The organism is Vibrio sp. DNB22_10_4 (genome assembly GCF_052879755.1).
In genome coordinates, this window is sequence record NZ_JBNNXW010000003.1 from 107,676 (window position 1) to 128,981 (window position 21,306).

Consider the following 21,306-nt stretch of genomic DNA (forward strand, 5'->3'; position numbering starts at 1 on the left):
CATTTTGCGATACTAGTCACACTATTGATAAGTATATAAACAAACGATAGTTTATTTTTTCACTAGTACTTTCGGCTAAACTTACATTGGTCTAAAGATTATATTGACTCTGTTTCTTTGCTATAGGTGCTCGATGAAAACCTTATTAGTTGCACTATTGTTGTGCATATCAATAACCATTTCACCAAATGTGTATTCAAAAAACACATTGAAAGTTCTATCATGGCATGGATATACAGACCAAGATGTGGTAACTGCATTTAAAACAAAACATCGCATTGATGTAGAAATTACATATATTAATAATGACCGAGATTTGCGACATCATATCGAAGATTCGAGTAAACAATATGATGTAGTAGCGTTAAATTCAGCGGAGTTAAGGCGCTACATAAAACTGTTAAAAGTAAGACCCATTAATACCAATAAGATAAGCAATCTAAAGTGGCTTAGTGACCAGTTCACGCCTCTCGCAAGCAACCCAGAAACCTCTACCGGCAGCGATGTATACGGCATTCCCTATACTTTCTCTTCTATGGGCCTAATTTATAGTAAGGATCGTATTGAGCAGCCACCAAGAACCTGGCGTGCACTTTGGTCTCTGATATATCAGAACAAAGTTCTGGGATATGATGGTGGTACACATAATGTCAGTCTCGCTGCTATCGCTCTTGGGTTACCGGATCCTTTTCAGATCCCAAGTCAACATGACAAACAAATTGCCGAACAATTGATAACACTTCGAGAAAACGCACTGACCTTTTACGGCTCAGTAGATGAAGCAACTGAACTTTTTAACAAGTTCGAGCTATCACTCATGTTCGCCAATTATGGCCACCAGCAGCTCAACGCATTACGGAACAGTGGAGCGAATGTCGGCTACATTATTCCCGATGAAGGCGCTCTTGCATGGTTAGATTGTTGGGCAATTTTGGCCGACTCTGCTCAAACTGACATTGCCCACCTTTGGATTGACTTTCTTTTGGAGCCTTGGGTTCAGCGTAGCTTGATTGATCGACATGGTCTGCAAAGCTCTTTGGGGCAATTCTCTCAGCAAACAAGCCAGGAGAGACTCATATGGCTGTCACCTGTAGAGTCAGGAAGCAAGCGCGAAGCTATGTGGGATGCTGTCTATAGCGGTAAGTCACTATCTGCTGTGCTAAAACATATCGAGAGATTCACTCCATGAGACTCTCTACGAAGATAAGCCTCGCTTTAACCGGTTCACTGTTGGTGTTTTTCTTCGGCATAGCCTGGCTTAGCTATCAAGGCTCACAAACATTGCTCATCAAAAATATTGAAGAGCGGATGGCACAAAGTACCAACATTGCGTATCGCTCTTTGCAAGAAAAACTGAAAGACATTGAGCGCGCTAACGAAACGCTCGCTTCTCTCGTTCGAGAACAAGTAAAAGCCCATTCAGACGTCACACAACTCGCCAGTACGCTTCACCCTTTTCTCAATAACAATCCAAGTTTTTCCAGTATTTCGATCATTAGCCGCATGCCTGTAGCGCAAGAGCTAGTGCGTGTTGAACGAGACAATACGGGTAACATTGCTCGGGCGAGCAGCAGTCAGCTTAACTCTCTATCGCACATACAAGTATCTATCGAAGCCACTGCCGCACCTAGAGGGTCGGTCTATGTGTCACCAGTTACGACTCATTACGATCGTATCTCTTACCCTGACCCTAAGCCATTCATTTTCATTGTTTATCCGTTGACGAAAAACAATGAGCAAGGGCTTTCACTCCTCATTGCCATTGATGTAGAAAGGCTTCTCAATGAAGCTACACTACTATTGTCTAACCCTACCATGTTAACCATTGCCAATACCGATGGCAGCTACTTGCTACACCCCAACAGTGAAAAGCAGTTCGCTTTTGTAAAAGGAAAAATCGAAAAGCTACAAATCGATCATCCAGAAGCCAAACCGACTATCGAAGAGAACCAATCAACCTTTTTTGAAGTAGAAGATGAAGAAGAGAGCGAGCGTCTTCAGTACGCATACTTCCTGCCGGCGATATTTAAGATTCACAGCACCTCAACTGAATACATTCTCGGCCTGCAACAAAAAGATACTATCGGCGGAATGTGGATGGACAACACTGCAAAAGCACTTGCGCTCACCTCATTAACTCTCATCGCCATTGTCAGTGTTCTCTCTTTCTCCCTGTTTCGATTTATAACGATTCCATTAACGAATATAGCCCAATTTGCAAAGCGTATTACCCTCGAAAAAAGCACACCATTTCAATACGATGCTCAGGATGAAATTGGAGACTTAACACGCGCACTCAATTACCTACATAGCAATTTAAACGCTCACTATGTGCAGTTAAAGCACTCCGAACAGAAGTTTCAGGAAATGGCGCGGCGTGATGACCTAACTAACCTTCCCAATCGCAAAGATTTTTTTGAAAAGCTCGAAAGTGAAGTCAACCATCATAGAGTAAATCAGCTTCACTTCGCTCTGCTGTTTATCGACATCAACAATTTCAAGCAGGTAAATGACACAGAAGGGCATGATGTGGGTGACATATTCCTCAAAGGGGTTGCACAGCTACTTTCTAAAAACCTACGTTCAAGTGATCTTGTTTGTCGCTATGGGGGAGATGAATTCATCGTCGTACTATCCAACCTTAAACAGTTGGACGTGATTCACTCTATTTGCAGTAAACTCCATCAATCTACGCATAGTCTAGTGCAATCGGAAAAGCTCTCTAGTTATGACCTGTCACTAAGTATTGGTGTCGCTGTGTACCCAGAATCTTCCACTAACGCTAAGGAGCTTATCAAGGTTGCCGACCAAGCGATGTACTGCGCAAAAGACAAAGGACACGCAACCACCTACTGGCACACACCATTTTGTTAATGTTTACAAAGACCCACTGACTCTCTTTTGTTAAACTGACCAAAACAACGAAAAGAGTAATGTCATGTCACTATTAGCCTCGGGAACGCTATCAAAAATGCGCGCTTCCCTCGACTCAACGGTTCAGTACCGCCTTCCGGTTGGCGATGAAGAAATCGCACTGACGCCTCTGATGGGAAAATCTATTACCTTAACCCACACGGGCAACATCTTTTGTTCATCTTGTGGCAAGAAGACCAAAAAAAGCTATTCGCAAGGTCATTGCTTTGTGTGTATGAAAAAGCTTGCCAGCTGCGACATGTGTATCATGAAACCAGAAACCTGCCATTACGATGCGGGGACATGTCGCGAGCCTGAGTGGGGTGAAGCGAACTGTATGGTTGACCACTTTGTTTACCTATCCAACACATCGAGCCTCAAAGTGGGTATTACCCGTCATACGCAAATCCCAACGCGCTGGATTGACCAAGGTGCTACCCAAGGTTTACCTATTCTCAAAGTGAAAACGCGCCACATCTCTGGCTTGATTGAAGTTGAACTGGCTAAACACATCGCAGATAAAACCAACTGGCGTACGCTGCTGAAACAAGATGGAGAGCCTATTGATCTAGTTGAGCGTGCTCAGCAACTACTGCCATTGGTAGCGGATAAGATTGACGAAATTCGCGCTCAATATGGTGATGATGCTATCGAAATCCTTGACGAAGCTATCACGCCACTGAGCTACCAAGTTGAGCAACATCCAACGAAAATCACTTCACATAACTTTGATAAAGAGCCAGTTGTCAGCGGCGTTCTTCAAGGCATTAAAGGTCAGTATCTCATTCTAGATACTGGTGTGATTAACATTCGCAAGTTCACTTCTTATGAAGTAGAAGTGAGCACCGACGCCTAACAGCCTTGCTCAAATCAAACAGCCCGCATTTAGCGGGCTGTTTTTCTAGAGGTATTTATAGACTTTCAAGTGCATCAAAGAAGTGATCGACTTCTTCTAAGGTGTTGTAGTGCATAAAGCCGACTCTCAACACACCCCCTTTATCTTCTAGATCTAATTGTTTAACAAGGCCTAGGGCATAAAAGTGACCATTCCAGACGCAGATATTCTGTTCACCAAGCGCTCTCGCAAGTTGCTCTGGCGTATATTTGTCTGAACGCAATGCAAACGTTGGCGTTCTCACTGTATGGCTGATATCTTGACTACCATAGAGAGTAAGACCTTTGGCTTGAGACAACCGCTGTAAAAAATAGCGGCTCAATAGCTCCTCATGCTTACCAAGGGATTCAAACGCATCCATTAACTGCTCACGAAGTGATGCTCCCTCGCCCCAAGATGCCAAATAATCAACTGCAGCTATAAAGCCTGCTAACGCTTCAAAACTCTGCGTACCCGTTTCAAACCTTCCAGGGCCGATATCTGTTGCCGGTTCAACTTTATAAGGTCTCAGCGTCTGCAGCCAATCAGAGCTGATGTAAGCCACTCCCAAATGTGGACCAAAGAATTTGTAAGCTGAGCAAGCCAAAAAGTCACAGCCTAACGCTTGTACATCAATAAGGCTGTGAGGCGCGTAATGCACAGCATCTACATAAACCGCCGCATCGTATTGCTTCGCCAACTCAACTATGCGCTTGATATCGGTAATCGTCCCTGTTGTGTTTGAGGCATAGGTTACAGCTACCAACTTAGTTTTATCTGATAGTAAGGATTCAAAGTGCTCCAAATCGACTGAACAATCCTGAGCATTTACCTTCGCTTGCTTAACAACGGCGCCTCGATCTTCCGCAGCTTGCTGCCAGCTGGACACATTAGAATAATGATCGAGCGCCGTCACAATCACTTCATCACCCTGCTGCCAATCTCTGGCAATCGCACGACTCAATTGAAATGTCAGCGATGTCATATTGGCGCCAAATACAATATTGTCGGCACTTGGCGCGTTTAAAAGATCACGGCCACAATCTCTGGCAAGCCCCACCAACTCCACAGTGCGCTGGCTAGAAAAATAGTGACCACCTAGATTAGAGTTGTAAGCACCGAGATACTCATTCATCGCACTCAGCACACTCTGAGGCACTTGTGAGCCACCCGGCCCGTCCAAAAATACGACCGGCTTATCGTTGTGCATTTGGCTTAAGGCCGCGAACTGACGGCGCGCTTCATCAGGAGTGAAGTGCATGTTTTGCTCCCTTTGCGGTTAATACAAATACATCCATGTAACCTTCGCTTTGCTCATCAACACAACGAATAGGTTTGGCGTTATGCCACAAACGAGCGTCGTCTAGAATAGCCACTTCACCATCAACAAGTACTTTCTTAAAAAACGGCGCTTCATCATGATTATTGTAGAGCATGATTTCACCACCACTGATGTTCTGACGACCTACCCCCACAAGAGCAATATGGTCAAACCCATCTTGGTGCACGCCTTCCGGTGCGACTTCGGTTTCATCATAAAGCGCCGCGATACGGATCTGGTGAATCTCAATCTCTTGTCCATTAGGCAAGCTATTCGTCGCCGCAAAAAGAGACACTAGCTCGCCCATCGCATCACTTTGTAACGTCGATTCGAGAACAGGTTCAAACTGCCTCACTACATCACCTTGAAAGTGATTGTAGTGTTCTGACTGTACAAAGCTGCTCAACCCCGTATCGACAATCTTGCCATCAAGGTGCTGTATAACCGAATAGCGGCGTAAACGGTATTGTCCGTCCGCATGTTGAGTATTAGGTAGAGTTGAAAATGTTGGTGCAAGCTGCTCAATAGCGCGACCACTGAGACTAGTAAGATGTAAGGTACTTTCACTGGTGTGTAGCATCATTAACTCCTTTCCTTGTTATGCTGCAACATCTTTTGTTTACATTTTATTTACAAGTCATTAAATACCAATCATTCTGCCAGATCAACTTTTTACAGCACTTAAATCCAATTCAAACAACAATAAGATACAATAACCCATATGACTTTAATTTATTAGTATATAACACCGCTCATTGATATTGACCACTCCAAAATATAGAACACTTCACTAGGTCAAAATTACCCTCAAAAACAGCAGGCCAGAGTTATGTATCTTTCGATGATCTTTTGCATCAACTTTCAGTACAAAGCACTAATAAAATCCAGATTAACAGAGAGTTAAACCACATCAAAAATAAGGCTACTTACAAAACTAGAGACAATCCGCGCCTCTCGACTGCGTTTATCGAACTGAGTGAGCAAAATAACAACAGACAGCACAAATCTAGTGTTGATTCCTGCCCCCTAACCCCAATATATTAGGAAGCAAAGCTACATCCATTACTGATGTTGATAAGAATTGAGAAAGTGAGATAAAACTATGGCTGACACAAAACACTGTAAATTGCTGATCCTAGGTTCAGGCCCTGCTGGTTATACCGCTGCAGTTTATGCGGCTCGCGCTAACCTTGAACCTGTATTAGTTACTGGCATGCAGCAAGGTGGACAGCTTACAACAACGACAGAAGTCGAAAACTGGCCTGGTGATGCGGAAGGCCTGACCGGCCCTCTACTCATGGAGCGCATGCAAGCCCACGCAGAGAAGTTCGACACTGAAATTATCTTCGATCACATCAATAACGTGGACTTTAGCGAACGCCCTTTCAAGCTATTTGGTGACAGCCAAAGCTACACGGCAGATGCAGTTATCATCTCAACGGGTGCATCAGCGAAATATTTGGGTCTGGACTCTGAAGAAGCATTCAAAGGCCGCGGCGTATCGGCTTGCGCAACTTGCGATGGTTTCTTTTACCGCAACCAAAAAGTGGCGGTCGTTGGTGGTGGCAATACAGCCGTTGAAGAAGCTTTATATCTTTCCAATATTGCATCAGAAGTGCACTTAGTGCATCGCCGTGATAGCTTCCGCGCAGAAAAGATTTTGGTGAAGCGCTTAATGGACAAAGTCGAAAATGGCAACATCATCCTTCACACAGACCGTACTCTTGAAGAAGTGGTGGGTGATGATATGGGAGTAACAGGCGTTCGTATTAAAGACACCCAATCCGATCTTGTTGAAACGGTCGATGTCATGGGCGCATTTATTGCGATTGGTCACCAACCAAACACGGCGCTTTTTGAAGGTCAGCTAGAGATGAACAACGGTTACATCGTGGTGCATTCAGGCCTTAATGGCAACGCAACCCAAACCAGTATTCCTGGCATCTATGCCGCAGGTGATGTGATGGATCATAACTACCGCCAAGCAATTACCTCAGCTGGTACTGGCTGTATGGCTGCACTTGATGCAGAGCGATTCCTAGACGCGGAAGAGTCATAAGTCGCTCTCACCTCCTATCAGCATACCAATATCGAAAATTGAAAACCCATAGGTACCCCCTCTGGGTTTCTTTTTGTATAATCGCTGGTTCTACTAATAATAATACTCATTAAGCCTTCTACATGGATAAGAAAAAACAACGGAGCTTGAATAAGTGGCTCAAACAGCAAAGTAAGCTTGCCAAGCGCTGGCTTATGATTGCAATAGGGCTCGGCGTTCTTTCAAGTCTGTTCCTTTTGGCGCAAGCTGCGCTCATCGCCACCATCCTTCATCAACTTATTATCGATCAAGTCGATAAACACGAACTGATCCCACATTTTGCCGGCCTAATGGTCGCCGTTGCTGGCCGCGCTGCTTGTGCTTGGGGCAGAGAAATTGCTGGATTCAAATGTGGTGAACAAGTCCGGATTTACATTCGTCAGCTCATACTCGACAAGCTAAGACAGCTTGGTCCTAGCTACATCAAAGGTAAACCTGCAGGAACCTGGGCAACGCTGGTTCTTGAACAAGTAGAAGAAATGCAAGAGTTCTTCTCCAAGTACCTTCCACAGATGTCTCTCGCAGTTGCCGTTCCCTTTATCATTTTGATCGTTGTCTTCCCAATAAACTGGGCAGCGGGGCTTATTTTCTTGGTCACGGCTCCATTAGTTCCTATGTTTATGGCGCTAGTGGGAATGAAAGCAGCGGATGCTAACCGAAAAAACTTCAAGGCTCTGCAACGCCTATCTGGTCACTTTTATGACCGCTTGCAGTCCATGACAACAATCCGCCTATTCAACCGCACTAAAGCAGAAACTGAAGTGCTGCATGGCGCTTCAGAAGTTTTTCGAAAGCGCACTATGGATGTACTGCGTCTCGCATTCCTCTCTTCTGCCGTTCTTGAATTTTTCACCTCAATCTCTATCGCTATCACCGCTGTGTATTTTGGCTTTAGCTATATCGGTGAACTGAACTTTGGACACTATGGTTTAGGCGTAACGCTGTTCGCGGGTCTCTTTATCTTGATCCTCGCGCCTGAGTTTTATCAACCGCTACGCGATCTTGGCACCTTCTACCACGCTAAAGCCCAAGCAGTTGGTGCAGCAGAAAGCATTGTCGAGTTTCTAGAGCTTGAAGTGCCTGCACTGCCAAATGGCAACACTAAGCTTGATGCTAAACAAGCGGTGACCATTCAAGCTGAACACCTAGAAGTCTTTAGTCCAGATGGCACTAAACTAGTGGGGCCTATTTCGTTTACTCTCAATGCTAATCAGGCAACCGCATTGGTTGGGCCTAGCGGCGCAGGTAAAACTAGCCTAATCAATGCAATTTTAGGATTTTTGCCTTACCAAGGGTCACTAAAAGTCAACAACATTGAGCTTAAAGAGGTAGACCAGTCAACATGGCGTGATGCCATTAGTTGGGTCGGTCAAAACCCTATGCTGCTGCATGGTTCTATCCTAGACAACGTGACTTTGGGTAATCCAAACGTTAGCGATACTCAAGTGAATGATGCGCTTCTGGCCTCTTTCTCTGCTGAGTTTGTCGAAAAGCATGGTCTCAGTTATCAGGTAACAGATCGCTCAGGTGGTCTGTCAGTTGGTCAGGCGCAGCGATTGGCTCTGGCACGTGCTATGGTTCAAAATGGCCGATTCTGGTTACTTGATGAACCAACTGCAAGCCTAGATGCAAAGAGTGAACGATTAGTGACTCAAGGGCTACATACTTCCACGGCCGGCAAAACAACGCTAATGGTTACCCACCAGCTTTCTCAACTTAAAGATGTCGATTCCATCTTAGTGATGAATCAAGGACAAATTGAGCAGCAAGGCAACTATGATGTGCTAGCCAAACAGCCGGGGCTGTTCCAAAGCATGTTGTCGGCACACCACTCCGCCAAATCCCAAGATAAGGGGAATCTAGATGCGTGACCTACTCCCTTATTTGAAATTATATAAAAAGCACTGGTTTGGTCTATCGCTTGGCATGGTATTGGCATTTTGTACCTTGTTTGCCTCCATTGGTCTGCTAACGCTTTCTGGTTGGTTTATTTCGGCTTCTGCCGTTGCTGGCCTAACCATAGCAAGAGAAACCTTCAACTACATGTTGCCTGGAGCAGGCGTTCGTGGCGCGGCAATGGCGAGAACCGCTGGTCGCTGGGGAGAGCGTGTGGTTAGCCACAACGCTACCTTTAAGCTGCTTACCGATCTGCGCATCTTTTTCTTTAAGAAACTGGCACCACTGATCCCTGGAAAAGCGGTCAACATTCGCGACGCGGACATGCTCAACCGTTTGGTTGCCGACGTTGATGCCATGGATCATGTTTATTTGCGACTGATTAGCCCAATGGTGGTTGGTGCATTTGGCATCTTGTGTTTAACCGCAGTCCTTTGCTGGTTTGACGCTGCCCTTGGTTTGACGCTGGGCGCAGTTTTGATGCTACTACTGCTCATCTGGCCAACGGTATTCTATCGACTCGGTAAGAAAAACGGTGAAGCACTGACACTAAACAAAGCCGAACTGCGCATCAAAACGCTTGATTGGCTCCAAGGTTACAGTGAGCTGACCTTATTCGGAGCAGAGTCTCGTTACCGCAACGCTATCCTTAGCGCGCAAGATGAGCTGATTAAAAACCAGTTCGTTCACGCAAAAATATCTGGACTCGCACAGGGTCTACTAATCCTTGCGAACGGCTGGCTACTTATTCTTATGTTGTGGCTTGCCGCAGACGGTGTCGGTGGTAACCAGCCAGATCCGCTTATCGCCTTGATGGCATTCGCAACTATGGCAAGTTTTGAATTGCTGATGCCAATTGCGGGTGCATTCCAATACCTAGGACAAACCTTAACCTCGGCGAAGCGCTTGAACGAGGTCATCCTAGCCAAACCTGATGTGACCTTCCCAAAGGAAGACACCGCACACAGCGATGCTTACTCAATCAAACTGAACCAAGCAAGCTTTAGCTATCCTGGTGCAAGCCAGATGGCACTGCGAGAAATTGATCTTGACGTCCCTGCGGGTCAGAAGCTCGCTGTCGTTGGACAAACGGGATCAGGCAAATCAACACTATTGCAGCTCATCACACGTTACTGGGATGTCCAAAAAGGGTCGATTGAACTCGCGAGAGAGAACATTCAATCTTGGAGTGAAGCACAGCTTCGTCAATCAACCAGCGTTGTCAGTCAGAAAGTGGACATTCTTAATGGTACGCTCCGTGACAACCTCTCAATGGCAAAACCAGATGCCACTGATGAAGAGTTAACCGCTGCGCTCGTCAACGTCGATCTTGGACATCTAACGGAAGAAACAGGCTTAGACGCTTGGCTGGGTGAAGGCGGTCGTCAACTATCAGGTGGTGAAAAGCGACGTGTCGGTATTGCACGTGCCCTACTGCATGATGCCCCTATACTGCTATTAGATGAGCCAACGGAAGGTCTAGATAAAAAGACCGAGCAACAGATCATGGCACTGTTTGAGACTCAGTTTATCGGCAAAACCGTGGTATTTATCACTCACCGATTAGTGAGCCTAGAGTCATTCGACCAAGTCTGTTTGCTTGAAGATGGCGAGGTACTTGAACTTGGTCATCATGATGAGCTTCTTAGCCGTAAAGGTCGCTATTTCGAGCTGCATCAGACATTGTAATCCTTGAAAACGTAGCAGTCCTTTAGGCTCGCTATCTAGCACGAATAAAAAAGCCCTGCACAGTTAGTTGTCCAGGGCTTTTGTTTATCTACCCGATAGAGCCTAATGCTCTCCCTCTTGTTCAAGCACAACTTCGTGAACCTTGACTTGAGTAATTCGGTTATTTTTAACCGACATCACTTCAAACACGAATCGTTGATAGTAAATCGCTTCTCCCTCCTCTGGAAGACGACCCGAAAGCCAAGTGAGAAACCCATTTAGTGTCTGGAAGCCTTCACTGCCCTCTCCTTCGAGTTCACTAATGTTCAACTTGCTTTTGAAAACAGCGATTGGGATGAGGCCGTCTAGTTGCCAACTGCCATCTTTGCATTTTCGTGCCCAAATATGCTGTGTCGTCATGGCTAATTCACCGGCAATCGAGGTAAGCAAATCGTGATGCGTCACAAGCCCCTGAATGTCACCATACTCATCCACAAGGAACGTCATTTCACAGCTCGTCTGCTGCATATAGCTTAGCAGTGACAACCCTTTCATAGATTCAGGTACAAACCTTGGCTTACGCAATAGTTTGACCAAACGTCCAATCGACAGTTCACTGTACTCATCGAGCAATACTTTTGATGAGATAGTACCAATCAAATTGTCCAAACCACCCCGACAGACAGGCCACACTGAATGTTTCGTTTGACGAAGATGTTTGAGGATTTCAGCAAGTGGTTGGTCGATGTCTAGATAGTGAATGTCACATCGCGGCGTCATCAATGAGGTTACAAAGCGGTCATTCAGTTGCAGCAAGTTGGCTATCATCTCCTGCTCTTGGTGTTCAATCACCCCGCTTTCAGAGCCTTCTTTGACCAAGGCTACAATGTCTTCCTCTGTGACAGCGTCACTATTATTATTCTTCTGACCCAACAGTTTTAACATCAAATTAGTCGACAGCGTCAACAGCAACACAAATGGTTTGGTCGCTATAGACAACCAATGGATTGGGTACGCAACAACCAACGCAATACGCTCTGCATTATTTTGCGCTATTCGTTTTGGCACCAACTCACCAACGACAATCGCAAAATAGGTGATGACCAATACCACGCCCGTCGTCGCAAGCAAACTTGCTAACTCTGGTTCCATTCCGATACTGACCAACCAATGCATGATGGGTGCAGAAAGCACAGCTTCCCCCCAAATACCGCTGAGAATACCAATGGCAGTAATACCAATTTGTATCGTGGAGAGGAAAATCGTCGGATCATCTTTGAGCTTTAGCGCCACCTGCGCTGCACCATGATGATCGGCTAGCATTCGCAGTCGGCTGCTTTTAGCCGCCACCAGCGCTATTTCCGACATCGCAAACAAACCGTTAAGTGCTATTAAGCCGAAAAGAATTAATATATCCATAATGTGTTATCACTGTGAATGTGTACTAAGAATATGAATAGTCGCATGTTCCGTGACCAAGCGGTTATCGGATATTTTATGGTAAAGATAGAAGAAGATTGTTGAATGAGATCGAAAAAGCCGCGTAATGAACGCGGCTTTTGACTAACAAATGAAGGTAAATACGAGCAATTAAGCGTATTGCTGTTCGAATTCTTTCATAAAGTCGACGAGTGCTTGCACACCTTCTAGCGGCATCGCGTTGTAAATAGATGCACGCATACCACCAACTGCACGGTGCCCTTTGAGCGCACGCAGACCACGTTCATCAGCCAATTCTAGGAACTTTTCGTCTAGCTCAGGTTTCGCCAATTGGAATGGCACATTCATGAGTGAACGGTTGTCGCTGTGTACTTGGTTCTTGTAAAACGGCGACGCATCGATGTAATCGTAAAGAATGGCTGCTTTTTCACGGTTAATACGCTCGATAGCTTGAACACCACCCAGCTCTTTCAACCACTTGAAGACCAAACCAGATAAGTACCATGCAAACGTTGGAGGCGTGTTATACATCGACTCTTTTTCAGCGAGAACTTTGTAGTTCAGGAACGTTGGTAGTACGTCGCTTGCAAGCTCAAGCAAATCATCACGTACGATGGCAATACAAATACCGGCAGGACCAATGTTCTTTTGAGCGCCCGCATAAATGACACCATACTGACTCACATCGATTTCGCGCGACAAAATGGTCGAAGACATATCAGCAACGATTGGTAAATCGGTTTGCGGCAGTTCATTAATTTCGATGCCGTCGATGGTCTCATTTGGACAGAAATGGACGTAAGCCGAATCCGGGTCAATCACCCATTCACTCACTGGCTGTACTGCGGTTTTACCGTCAATCTCAGTTTTCGCCTGATGTACGATAGGTGTACAGTATTTTTGCGCTTCTTCTACCGCACTTTGTGCCCAGTAGCCTGCGTCGATGTACGTCGCCTTTCGCTTACCGCCAAGCAGGTTGAGTGGTACCGCTGAGAATTGAGCACGAGCACCACCCTGACAGAACAGTACTTTGTAATTTGAAGGGATATTTAGCAGATCTCTTAAATCTTGTTCCGCCTCTTCTGCAACCTGAATAAACGGCTTACTTCGGTGGCTGATCTCCATAACCGACGTACCCAAGTCGTTCCAATCAAGCAGCTCCGATTGCGCTTTTTTTAATACATCTCGCGGCAACCCAGCTGGTCCTGCACTGAAATTGAATACGTTCTCTGACATCGGCTCCATGACCCCATTACTCCTAACAAAATACTTAATCGAGCCACAAGTAATATCACGTTTTCAAAGAGATAAAAAGCAAGAAAAGAGGCACATGGCCTCTTTTCTTTTGACGGGTGAAAAATTACGCTAGTCGCGTTTATTGCCCCATCGGCTGTCCCATGAGCAATGGCAGGAATAATGCAATCAACGGAATACGTTGACCGTTGGCAAACACCAACTGACCCGCTTCAATATTGGCATCCAACTGGTAGCCCGCTTCTTTTTGCTGAACCATATCCATGACCACCAGCTCATCAACCCCCTGAGCCAACATCGGATGGGCATTAATCATACCTTGTGACATGTAAGCATTCATATTGCCCTGAATAGCCGGCATCACCACACTTGGGTCGCGAGACACGTTGTCTGTCCCTTCTGGTACTTCTAACAACCACTTAGATTTGAACTCTTCTTCAGCTATTTTAAAGTGCATGTCATTCATCGACACTTGGAAGCCACGAGCGAACAGTGTCTCGATTAATGGTGCTAGAACATTGATGTCCGCTTGTGCCATTGACGGGTTCGATTGATACACATCCACCAAGCCTTCAAATGACGCTCGATCTAAGGAATTGAGAGCAAAATCGATATTCAGATCGCTGAGCTCTCCACCTTCAGGGTAAGTTAGCTGAGCCAAATCAAAAATATGCTGTGTATCAATGCGATCCGTTTCAGTATTGAGAGACGATTTGAAGGTGTACCCCATAGAATCGATATCAAACAGACTTTGGTGGTTCTGATCCAAAATGGTAAAGTGCTTCATCGATGCACTTTGCTCACCCAGCCAAAAGCCGTTTTCTTTCACTCCCACGCCGTTACCCACAACATCTGTAATGCGTAGCTGCTCTCCATTCTCAAAATCGAGTTGAATCGAAGGAACATTGGCTTGGAAGGTCATCTTGCCAAGTACTGTAGCAGTACCTGTGATCACAGACGGAGAAATCGACATGCTTACCGTTTGCTGCTCGTTGCCTTGGTAACTCCAGCTGTCCAGTGTCATCTCAAACTCGGTGTTGCCATTGAGCTGAGTCACCGTCTTCATTTGTAGCGGAAAATCAGGGAAATTTTCCAATACTGAGTTCGCCGAAAGGCTGAACAATCCATGGCTAATATCGCTTTTCACAACAAGCTCAGTCGGCAAGCCATCGACTTCTAGCTGCTCCTTTAACACAGGATCTTGTACCTGGTAGCGCGTTTCTACTACTGATGACAAATAGCTTCGATCGTAGGAGACAATCTCGGCGCTCACGCCTTCATTGTTTAGCTGGGCGACGCCGTCTTCAACGACTTTTTGTCCTATGTGCCCGACCGCTAAAGGCCAGCACAATACCAAGGCTACAGCGCCGCCAATAGCGCCATACTTCTTTAGTTGATTCATAGAGATAACTTAAACAGTTTGTGAAGTGTATTTCATTCAGTCTAACTCAACTCGCTAGGATCTCCAATCTCATACCTACTTCTCATAACCCTCTGCTTTTTATTGATATATTAAAATCAATCATGACTGATGAGATAAGCTGAGCAATGACGCAAAACAATCGATACGCAGTACTGTGTTTAGATAGCGATTTCGCTAATCTCGACAAGCTGGATACCGAGCTATCTTTGTACCAATCGCATTTCGACATTCATTTGGCGACCTCGATTTCCGAGGGGCACGATCTCGTGCAGCAAATCGGCCGGCAAGGGCAGCACCTTGCAATGGTCATCGCACGCCACAGTCGTCTTTTTGATGGTGGGGAGTTCCTGATTCAGCTGGAGCAATCCGCTCACGCACAGTCGGCGCGAAAAATACTCATCAGCAAAACCGACTCTATCGATATTCAAGCTATCTTAAACGCAGTGAACGAAGGCCGGCTGGATCACTGCCTAACCTACCCTATCGAACAAGTAAGTTTGCACAAAACGGTGGTCAAAGAGCTCACGCAATATGTCGTACACCATGAGAAAGACCAGCTTCTTGATTTTGGAAAAGTCCTTGATCAGCAAAAGATCTTGCGCGCTCATATTGAAAATAAAATGCACTCTTATCGTGCCAGCTTTATTCATGACTTTCATGAGCTGTCTGACAACGAGCTCGCTGTACAAGTCATCGAAGCGCTATTGGCATTTTTTGCTGAAAAAGACGAAACACGCGCGGTTAGGCAATATTCAGCAGAGCACCTTCTTACCGCCGAAGGACAATCGAACCAATTCTTGTGGTTTATTGTTGAAGGACACGTTGCTTTATATAAGAAAGACGATATCGGCCAACAGCGAGAGGTGGTAAGACATAGCAGAGGTGGCATAGTTGGCGGAATGTCATTTGTTACTGGCGAGCAATCTTTCTCCACTGCAATGACGTTAACCCCAACTAAAGTAGTGAAGCTCGACCGAACCGTATTCACTCAGGTAATGCACTCTAATACCGACCTATTGCCCCTATTCACCAACTTGTTGCTGCGCCACTTCAACCGCCGCCTACAAAGAAGCATTAATACCAAACTCGAGCTCCAGAAAACGTTGGAGTCACTGGAGTCGGCACACCAGCAACTCATCGAACAAGAGAAAATGGCCATGCTAGGCCAACTCGTCGCAGGCGTTGCCCACGAGCTCAATAACCCTGTGTCTGCAATTTTGCGCGGCGCCGAAACCTTATCAATAAAAGTCGATGAGATACTCAACACCAAACATGAAGACAATACATTTGATATTGGCCTTGAGGTACTCAAACAGTCCAGACACTCTTCACCGCTTTCGACCTCAGAGCTCAGACTGCGCTCAAAAGAGCTAAACGAACGAATTGGCGATAGACGCATAGCAAAGCGTCTTGTGAACCTCGACCTTCACGACAACGATGCGCTGCTCAAGCAAGCCATAACGAATCCAGCGAAACTTGCCGAGACTCTTAGCAAGCTTGAACGTTTTCAAGCTACCGGTACCACGCTGCGATCCATTCAAGTTTGTGCTCAGCGCATCGCTGATATGGTCAAAAGCCTCAAAGGATATTCGAGACAAGATAATGAATCTTACGAGCGAGTCGATTTACATGAAGGCATTGAAGATACGTTAGTTATCTTTGAAAACCGTCTCAAGCGCCACAGCCTAATTAAAGAGTACGGATCGCTACCTGAGATATTTTGTAAGCCCATCACTTTGCAGCAAGTATGGACCAACCTCATATCCAATGCGCTCGATGCTCTACCCGAGAAAGGCGAACTCACGATACGCAGTAGTCAAGTTTCTCGAGATGATGTTTTTTACAACTGCTTTGAGTTCATTGACAACGGCTGCGGGATCCCTCAGGCACAGCTCGAGCGTATTTTTGAACTTAACTACACCACCAAGCGTGAAGGTAACTTCGGTTTAGGGATTGGGCTGTCCATCTGTCAGCAAATATTGGCTCAACATCAAGGATGGATTGAAGCGACATCAGAAGTTGGCAAATACACCAATATGGCCGTGTACATACCTGTCACACAACAGAAACTAACCAAGGAGCACCACTATGACTGAATATCTAATTTTATGTGTCGATGATGAGCGCGAAGTACTCGATAGTGTGTTGCAGGATTTGGATGATTTCGAAGAGCACTTTATCGTTGAAGGCGCTGAATCGGTCGACGAAGCGAGAGAAGTGATCGCCGACCATACTCGTGATGGGGCTAGATTAGCGTTAATTCTTTGCGACCATATCATGCCAGAGCAAACTGGCGTCAGTTTCCTTATTGAACTCAGTGAAGATGAACACGCTAAGTCATGTAAAAAAGTGCTCCTTACCGGACAGGCTGGCCATGAAGATACTATTGAGGCAGTGAATCATGCTTGTCTGGACTTTTATATCAGTAAACCATGGAAAGGCGATGAACTACGAGCAGTAGTAAAGCAGCAGCTCACGGACTATATGATTGCTAACACTCAAGACTTAATGCCTTGGGCAAGAGTGCTGGATACAGAACGAATATTCAATGCGATCTCAGACAATCGCATCAACTTTGGCGAGTAGAGACTGTTATTGTCACATTAGTCAAATAAATCGCCACGACTTAGGGAGTTATGCGTTTGATAGCTCCCTTTTTTATTACCATTTCCTTACACAAAGCCCCATTATTGGTTGAAATATGTATGACATTGTCAATTTTTGAGGTTTTGCCCCCGTTAGAAGCACTTTTTGTTGGAGCAGTAAGGGGAATTTGATTTATCATAGCGGGATACTTTAAGTTGCCATAAGCATCTAGCGACGTGCACTCTTATGGTCATGGAATTAAGTTCAAACAAAAAGGTTTAGAGACACTATGCGCAAAACTCTATTAGCTGCTCTGATGGTTATCGCTTCGCAGCAAGCATTCGCAAACCAAGAAGAGCAACGAGCTACGATGAGTAACTTCAGCTACGACTACGCAGAAGCTCGAATTGGTGCAAGCCCAATGACGTTTGGTGCGGCTATCAGTAAGTCGATTCACCCAAATGCTCATATCGTTGGTAGCATCGATTCTAAATTTGAAGGCGACTACGACTTCTCTGGTGGTGTTGGTTTCCATGCTCCAGTCAACAACTGGGCGGACTTCACTGGTGAAATGCTAGCGCACATCCACGACAGTGGCGATCACCACAAAACTGACACCGGTATGGAAGTTAACTTGGGTGTACGTCAATGGCTTGGTCCACAGCTGGAAATCGGCGGTAAAGCGGGTTACTTAAACGTTGGTGACAAAGATCGTTGGATGGGTTCTGTATACGGTCGTTTCCACTCTACCGAGCTATTCTCTCTAGGTCTTGAAGGTCGCATTAACCACATCTACGGTGACCAGCTAATGTTTACAGCGCGCTTCGCGTTCTAATTTTATTTACTGGCTTAGCGATGAAAAAAGAGGCCGCTGTTTTAACAACACGGCCTCTTTTTGTATCAATCCCTTTCTATTTCAATCATTACGCTACAGCAATCACTGTTCTATTTGTGAACAATGCTCCAATAAACGTTGCTTCATTGGATCTTGGATTAACTTCCAATGTACCCCATCTACTGCACCGGCGAATTTCCACAACAACTTAACATCGACATCGTTGCCATAAGTGCGCTTCACTCGATTAAACACTCTTGGTGCTCCTAGCTCCAAAAATGTTTTTACATCTTTAATACCCGACTTCTTGACCATGCGCTCTAACGTGAGTTGCATGTTTGGCAAATCTCGCAAACGGCGATTCTCGACCGCGTTCTTACTGCAATGCTGATCAACTGAGTTATCGATTGAGTTTTGAACTAAATCCTTAAGCTCAGGAGCTTGCTGTTCAAATAAGTGGGTTATGTCGTAATAGTTTACCGTCGCAGTTGATTGTTTTTTCACATGACGAAATTTCTCGCATTGTAGACCATGAAGTTTAGAGTCTAAGCCCTTTCCTCCACGGATAAACACTTTACTGTTACTAATCAATGCGTACATGGCGCCGTCCTTGAAGAGCCCAGTGCCACCAAACATCGAACGTTTTTGCGATTCGCCAAATTGAGTCGTGTAGTTGTAAAAAGATTGCTCTATCATTTCCTTTGATCCTTAATCTTTACCCCGATTAATCGATCACCAGAAATAGCAGCTAAAAAAATCAAATTTGTTATCAGCTCGGTCAATCTATAGTGGTATAAAATGCCGGGCTTTTTTATATGTTTTTATAATAGTTCACATTGCAAATTAAGTCTGGCTCAATGTCACAGTTGTGCGAGTTATCCAAAAAACATTTGCGAGTCACTTCACAAAGTAGCACTATACACAACCAATTGCACTAGAGTATGCAATTGAATGATGTTCTAAACAGCAAACGATTCAACTGCACCAATTTAAATCACTAATCTTATTGTCAATTGCAGACCGGCGCAGGTACACTGACTCCATCGCTTAACCTCTCGAATATTTATGAACCACTTATCTTTTTATTGGCTACCAGAGAACCAACAGCTGTTCATCGAAAGCCTCGAAACGGAATTTGCAGACTTAGTCGAGCAATCTATCAATACTGGGAAGATCACTCTCCCACCCATCTCTGAAGTCGTACTAAAGATACAAGCTCTTTGTAACGATGAATCCACAGGTGTTGCTGACATAGCGGAGTGCCTACTAGAAGACCCTGGACTTGCAGCAACCGTCCTTAAAGTTGCTAACTCAGTCATATTTAATCGCCGCAATATCACTTGTAATGACCTCAATACGGCGGTCTCAAGATTGGGCATCTACCGCGTTCGCGATATTGTGACCGCTCAATCCATCGAACTACTTAAGCATTCTGTTCACTTAACAGATGAATGCCACGAAGTATTGGTCAATAGTGCGAAGGTGTCGCGCGAGTTGGCGGCTGTGATGGTGATGGTAACTCGAAAATTTCATGAGATTTCTAACGAACAGTATGTGCACCTAGAGCAAGACAAATCCTTATTGGTCGGCTTCCTCGCGGATATCGGCCTATTTTGCTTAGTCAACGAGTACCACCTCTATTTAGAAAAGGGCAACTACTTAAACCCTGATCTTGCTATGCAGATTTTCCAATCACGCTGCTCACTAACAAGTGAACAGGTTCTTGATACTTGGGGATTTGACTGCGATTTTATCGAAGTTGCTTCCAACCGAGTTAAGCAGATAGAGCGCCCAGAAGTGTCGTATCTCGACGTTGCTCGCATTGCCAACCATATTTTACTGTTCCGCAGACAAGATCACGATGCGTTAGAAGAGCACGAAGTGGAGATTAATGTAGATGGTGCAGACGTGATGTATCAATTAACGTCATTAAGCGAGCAAGATTTTCAGGACAAAATTGCTGAAGTCATCCACTCCACTGGTATGTAGTTCAGCCACTCGGCGTTTCTATCAATAGGTATGTCAACAATTAGCCAGTAGCGGCGATCATTAAGGATAACAAAAGAGGCTCAACGCGATGTTTTCAGGGATGTTGTTTATTTTTACGCCGCTATGTATTGGCTACCTATTTCCTATTTCTAATACCAAAAAACTCGACGTCATCAACCGAGCCACTTCATGGCTGATTTATGTCATCTTATTTTTAATGGGGCTAAGTCTCGCCGCGCTCGATAACTTTGGTAGTCACTTTAAAACCATCATCACGGTTACCGCGACGTTCTTTATCGTGATTGGTGGTTGTAATCTCCTTTGCCTTCCTCTCATTGACAAACTCATGCCATTGAAAACGGAACAGCTAAAAAATCAACTGCCACTCTCTTCAATGGCAATGGAATCACTCAAGCTAATAGCTGTCGTCGGTTCTGGGTTGGTGCTCGGGCTGCTACTTCCCATTGGGCTTGGCTGGGTAGAGACCGCCAGCGAATGGATATTGATCATCCTTCTATTCTTTATTGGCATTCAACTTCGCAACAGCGGATTGACGCTCAAACAGATTTTGGTCAACAAGCAAGGAATGACTATTGCAGCCGTCATCGTGGCAAGCTCGATGGTTGGCGGCATTATCGGCGCACTTATTCTTGATATCTCTCCATATAAAGGCCTAGCCATCGCATCCGGTTTTGGATGGTATTCGCTCGCAGGCATATTGATTGGTGATGCATTCGGCCCTGTTTACGGCGGTGCTTCATTTATGATTGAGCTACTACGGGAACTTGTCGCACTGATTATGATACCTATGTTGATAGGCAAACGTCCCTGTACCGCCATTGGTTATGCAGGCGCAACCGCGATGGACTTTACTCTACCCATCATTCAAAGCAGCGGCGGTGTAAGATGTGTACCCGTTGCCATCGTCAGTGGCTTCATTTTGAGCTTATTGGTACCCGTTTTGATGCTGTTTTTTGTTTCTCTTGCAGGGTAGGTCTCAGGAAAAGCC

Annotated in this window: 17 protein-coding genes; 11 read left to right on the top strand and 6 right to left on the bottom strand. The window is 45.3% G+C overall.

The window, feature by feature from the left end; translation table 11 throughout:
- The first annotated feature begins 133 nt into the window (after positions 1 to 133).
- The 3 genes from ACVA6Q_RS11455 (at position 134) to ACVA6Q_RS11465 (ending at position 3,769) form a co-directional block, all read left to right on the top strand.
- Complete coding sequence (locus tag ACVA6Q_RS11455) at positions 134 to 1,189, top strand: extracellular solute-binding protein (protein WP_446647573.1); 1,056 nt, start codon at positions 134 to 136, stop codon at positions 1,187 to 1,189.
- Complete coding sequence (locus ACVA6Q_RS11460) at positions 1,186 to 2,874, top strand: GGDEF domain-containing protein (protein WP_446647574.1); 1,689 nt, start codon at positions 1,186 to 1,188, stop codon at positions 2,872 to 2,874. The genes ACVA6Q_RS11455 and ACVA6Q_RS11460 overlap by 4 nt, the downstream gene beginning before the upstream one ends.
- A gap of 64 nt (positions 2,875 to 2,938) precedes the next feature.
- On the top strand, positions 2,939 to 3,769 hold the full coding sequence (locus tag ACVA6Q_RS11465; protein WP_446647575.1) for a DUF2797 domain-containing protein: 831 nt from the start codon (positions 2,939 to 2,941) through the stop codon (positions 3,767 to 3,769).
- Between the two features lie 55 nt (positions 3,770 to 3,824).
- Here the strand turns inward: ACVA6Q_RS11465 and ACVA6Q_RS11470 are convergent, their stop codons facing one another.
- Complete coding sequence (locus ACVA6Q_RS11470) at positions 3,825 to 5,048, bottom strand: cysteine desulfurase-like protein (RefSeq protein ID WP_446647576.1); 1,224 nt, start codon at positions 5,046 to 5,048, stop codon at positions 3,825 to 3,827.
- The gene (locus tag ACVA6Q_RS11475; RefSeq protein ID WP_353498682.1) at positions 5,032 to 5,688 is read right to left on the bottom strand and encodes a 2OG-Fe dioxygenase family protein; all 657 of its coding nucleotides are present in this window, start codon (positions 5,686 to 5,688) and stop codon (positions 5,032 to 5,034) included. Before ACVA6Q_RS11475 ends, ACVA6Q_RS11470 begins: the two co-directional genes overlap by 17 nt.
- Before the next feature lie 522 nt (positions 5,689 to 6,210).
- On the opposite strand from ACVA6Q_RS11475, the gene trxB reads away from it, so the two are divergent.
- The 3 genes from trxB to cydC all read left to right on the top strand — a co-directional run bounded on the left by trxB (position 6,211) and on the right by cydC (position 10,791).
- Positions 6,211 to 7,167 (top strand): thioredoxin-disulfide reductase, encoded by a 957-nt coding sequence (gene trxB / locus ACVA6Q_RS11480; RefSeq protein ID WP_446647577.1) that lies wholly within the window; start codon positions 6,211 to 6,213, stop codon positions 7,165 to 7,167.
- Positions 7,168 to 7,289: 122 nt separating this feature from the next.
- Positions 7,290 to 9,077: a heme ABC transporter permease/ATP-binding protein CydD gene (gene cydD, locus ACVA6Q_RS11485; RefSeq protein WP_446647578.1), complete on the top strand. Its 1,788-nt coding sequence runs from the start codon at positions 7,290 to 7,292 to the stop codon at positions 9,075 to 9,077.
- Positions 9,070 to 10,791, top strand: a complete 1,722-nt coding sequence (gene cydC, locus ACVA6Q_RS11490; RefSeq protein ID WP_446647579.1) for a heme ABC transporter ATP-binding protein/permease CydC — start codon at positions 9,070 to 9,072, stop codon at positions 10,789 to 10,791. The genes cydD and cydC overlap by 8 nt, the downstream gene beginning before the upstream one ends.
- A 102-nt stretch (positions 10,792 to 10,893) precedes the next feature.
- Here cydC and ACVA6Q_RS11495 read toward each other — a convergent pair whose 3' ends face one another.
- The 3 genes from ACVA6Q_RS11495 to ACVA6Q_RS11505 form a co-directional block, all read right to left on the bottom strand.
- Positions 10,894 to 12,189, bottom strand: a complete 1,296-nt coding sequence (locus tag ACVA6Q_RS11495) for a hemolysin family protein (protein WP_446647580.1) — start codon at positions 12,187 to 12,189, stop codon at positions 10,894 to 10,896.
- A gap of 171 nt (positions 12,190 to 12,360) precedes the next feature.
- Positions 12,361 to 13,455 carry a 3-phosphoserine/phosphohydroxythreonine transaminase gene (serC, locus tag ACVA6Q_RS11500; RefSeq protein WP_446647581.1) on the bottom strand — a complete coding sequence of 365 codons (1,095 nt, stop codon included), beginning with the start codon at positions 13,453 to 13,455 and terminating at the stop codon, positions 12,361 to 12,363.
- A gap of 130 nt (positions 13,456 to 13,585) precedes the next feature.
- The gene (locus ACVA6Q_RS11505; RefSeq protein WP_446647582.1) at positions 13,586 to 14,866 is read right to left on the bottom strand and encodes a DUF945 family protein; all 1,281 of its coding nucleotides are present in this window, start codon (positions 14,864 to 14,866) and stop codon (positions 13,586 to 13,588) included.
- 146 nt (positions 14,867 to 15,012) lie between these two features.
- Between ACVA6Q_RS11505 and ACVA6Q_RS11510 the strand changes: the two genes are divergently transcribed.
- From ACVA6Q_RS11510 to ACVA6Q_RS11520, 3 genes are all read left to right on the top strand, one after another.
- On the top strand, positions 15,013 to 16,983 hold the full coding sequence (locus tag ACVA6Q_RS11510; protein ID WP_446647583.1) for an ATP-binding protein: 1,971 nt from the start codon (positions 15,013 to 15,015) through the stop codon (positions 16,981 to 16,983).
- A complete protein-coding gene (locus ACVA6Q_RS11515; RefSeq protein WP_446647584.1) occupies positions 16,976 to 17,473 on the top strand; it encodes a response regulator in 498 nt (165 codons plus the stop codon). Before ACVA6Q_RS11510 ends, ACVA6Q_RS11515 begins: the two co-directional genes overlap by 8 nt.
- Before the next feature lie 289 nt (positions 17,474 to 17,762).
- Entirely contained in the window at positions 17,763 to 18,308 is a 546-nt protein-coding gene (locus ACVA6Q_RS11520; protein ID WP_353498596.1) for a hypothetical protein, read from the top strand.
- A gap of 102 nt (positions 18,309 to 18,410) precedes the next feature.
- Here the strand turns inward: ACVA6Q_RS11520 and ACVA6Q_RS11525 are convergent, their stop codons facing one another.
- Positions 18,411 to 19,004: a TfoX/Sxy family DNA transformation protein gene (locus ACVA6Q_RS11525; protein ID WP_353498595.1), complete on the bottom strand. Its 594-nt coding sequence runs from the start codon at positions 19,002 to 19,004 to the stop codon at positions 18,411 to 18,413.
- A 369-nt stretch (positions 19,005 to 19,373) separates the two neighbouring features.
- On the opposite strand from ACVA6Q_RS11525, the gene ACVA6Q_RS11530 reads away from it, so the two are divergent.
- Together ACVA6Q_RS11530 and ACVA6Q_RS11535 are read left to right on the top strand one after the other, a co-directional pair.
- On the top strand, positions 19,374 to 20,297 hold the full coding sequence (locus ACVA6Q_RS11530; RefSeq protein WP_446647585.1) for an HDOD domain-containing protein: 924 nt from the start codon (positions 19,374 to 19,376) through the stop codon (positions 20,295 to 20,297).
- Between the two features lie 88 nt (positions 20,298 to 20,385).
- Positions 20,386 to 21,291, top strand: a complete 906-nt coding sequence (locus tag ACVA6Q_RS11535) for a lysine exporter LysO family protein (protein WP_353498593.1) — start codon at positions 20,386 to 20,388, stop codon at positions 21,289 to 21,291.
- The last annotated feature ends 15 nt before the right edge of the window (positions 21,292 to 21,306 follow it).

Excerpts from the sequence above, each read along its gene's own strand:
- ACVA6Q_RS11530 (WP_446647585.1), top strand. The coding sequence starts at position 19,374 with ATGAACCACTTATCTTTTTATTGGCTACCAGAGAACCAACAGCTGTTC.
- ACVA6Q_RS11510 (WP_446647583.1), top strand. The coding sequence starts at position 15,013 with ATGACGCAAAACAATCGATACGCAGTACTGTGTTTAGATAGCGATTTC.
- ACVA6Q_RS11505 (WP_446647582.1), bottom strand. The coding sequence starts at position 14,866 with ATGAATCAACTAAAGAAGTATGGCGCTATTGGCGGCGCTGTAGCCTTG.
- ACVA6Q_RS11475 (WP_353498682.1), bottom strand. The coding sequence starts at position 5,688 with ATGCTACACACCAGTGAAAGTACCTTACATCTTACTAGTCTCAGTGGT.
- ACVA6Q_RS11455 (WP_446647573.1), top strand. The coding sequence starts at position 134 with ATGAAAACCTTATTAGTTGCACTATTGTTGTGCATATCAATAACCATT.
- trxB (WP_446647577.1), top strand. The coding sequence starts at position 6,211 with ATGGCTGACACAAAACACTGTAAATTGCTGATCCTAGGTTCAGGCCCT.
- cydD (WP_446647578.1), top strand. The coding sequence starts at position 7,290 with ATGGATAAGAAAAAACAACGGAGCTTGAATAAGTGGCTCAAACAGCAA.
- ACVA6Q_RS11525 (WP_353498595.1), bottom strand. The coding sequence starts at position 19,004 with ATGATAGAGCAATCTTTTTACAACTACACGACTCAATTTGGCGAATCG.
- ACVA6Q_RS11515 (WP_446647584.1), top strand. The coding sequence starts at position 16,976 with ATGACTGAATATCTAATTTTATGTGTCGATGATGAGCGCGAAGTACTC.
- ACVA6Q_RS11535 (WP_353498593.1), top strand. The coding sequence starts at position 20,386 with ATGTTTTCAGGGATGTTGTTTATTTTTACGCCGCTATGTATTGGCTAC.
- ACVA6Q_RS11495 (WP_446647580.1), bottom strand. The coding sequence starts at position 12,189 with ATGGATATATTAATTCTTTTCGGCTTAATAGCACTTAACGGTTTGTTT.
- ACVA6Q_RS11460 (WP_446647574.1), top strand. The coding sequence starts at position 1,186 with ATGAGACTCTCTACGAAGATAAGCCTCGCTTTAACCGGTTCACTGTTG.
- ACVA6Q_RS11520 (WP_353498596.1), top strand. The coding sequence starts at position 17,763 with ATGCGCAAAACTCTATTAGCTGCTCTGATGGTTATCGCTTCGCAGCAA.
- ACVA6Q_RS11470 (WP_446647576.1), bottom strand. The coding sequence starts at position 5,048 with ATGCACTTCACTCCTGATGAAGCGCGCCGTCAGTTCGCGGCCTTAAGC.
- serC (WP_446647581.1), bottom strand. The coding sequence starts at position 13,455 with ATGGAGCCGATGTCAGAGAACGTATTCAATTTCAGTGCAGGACCAGCT.
- cydC (WP_446647579.1), top strand. The coding sequence starts at position 9,070 with ATGCGTGACCTACTCCCTTATTTGAAATTATATAAAAAGCACTGGTTT.
- ACVA6Q_RS11465 (WP_446647575.1), top strand. The coding sequence starts at position 2,939 with ATGTCACTATTAGCCTCGGGAACGCTATCAAAAATGCGCGCTTCCCTC.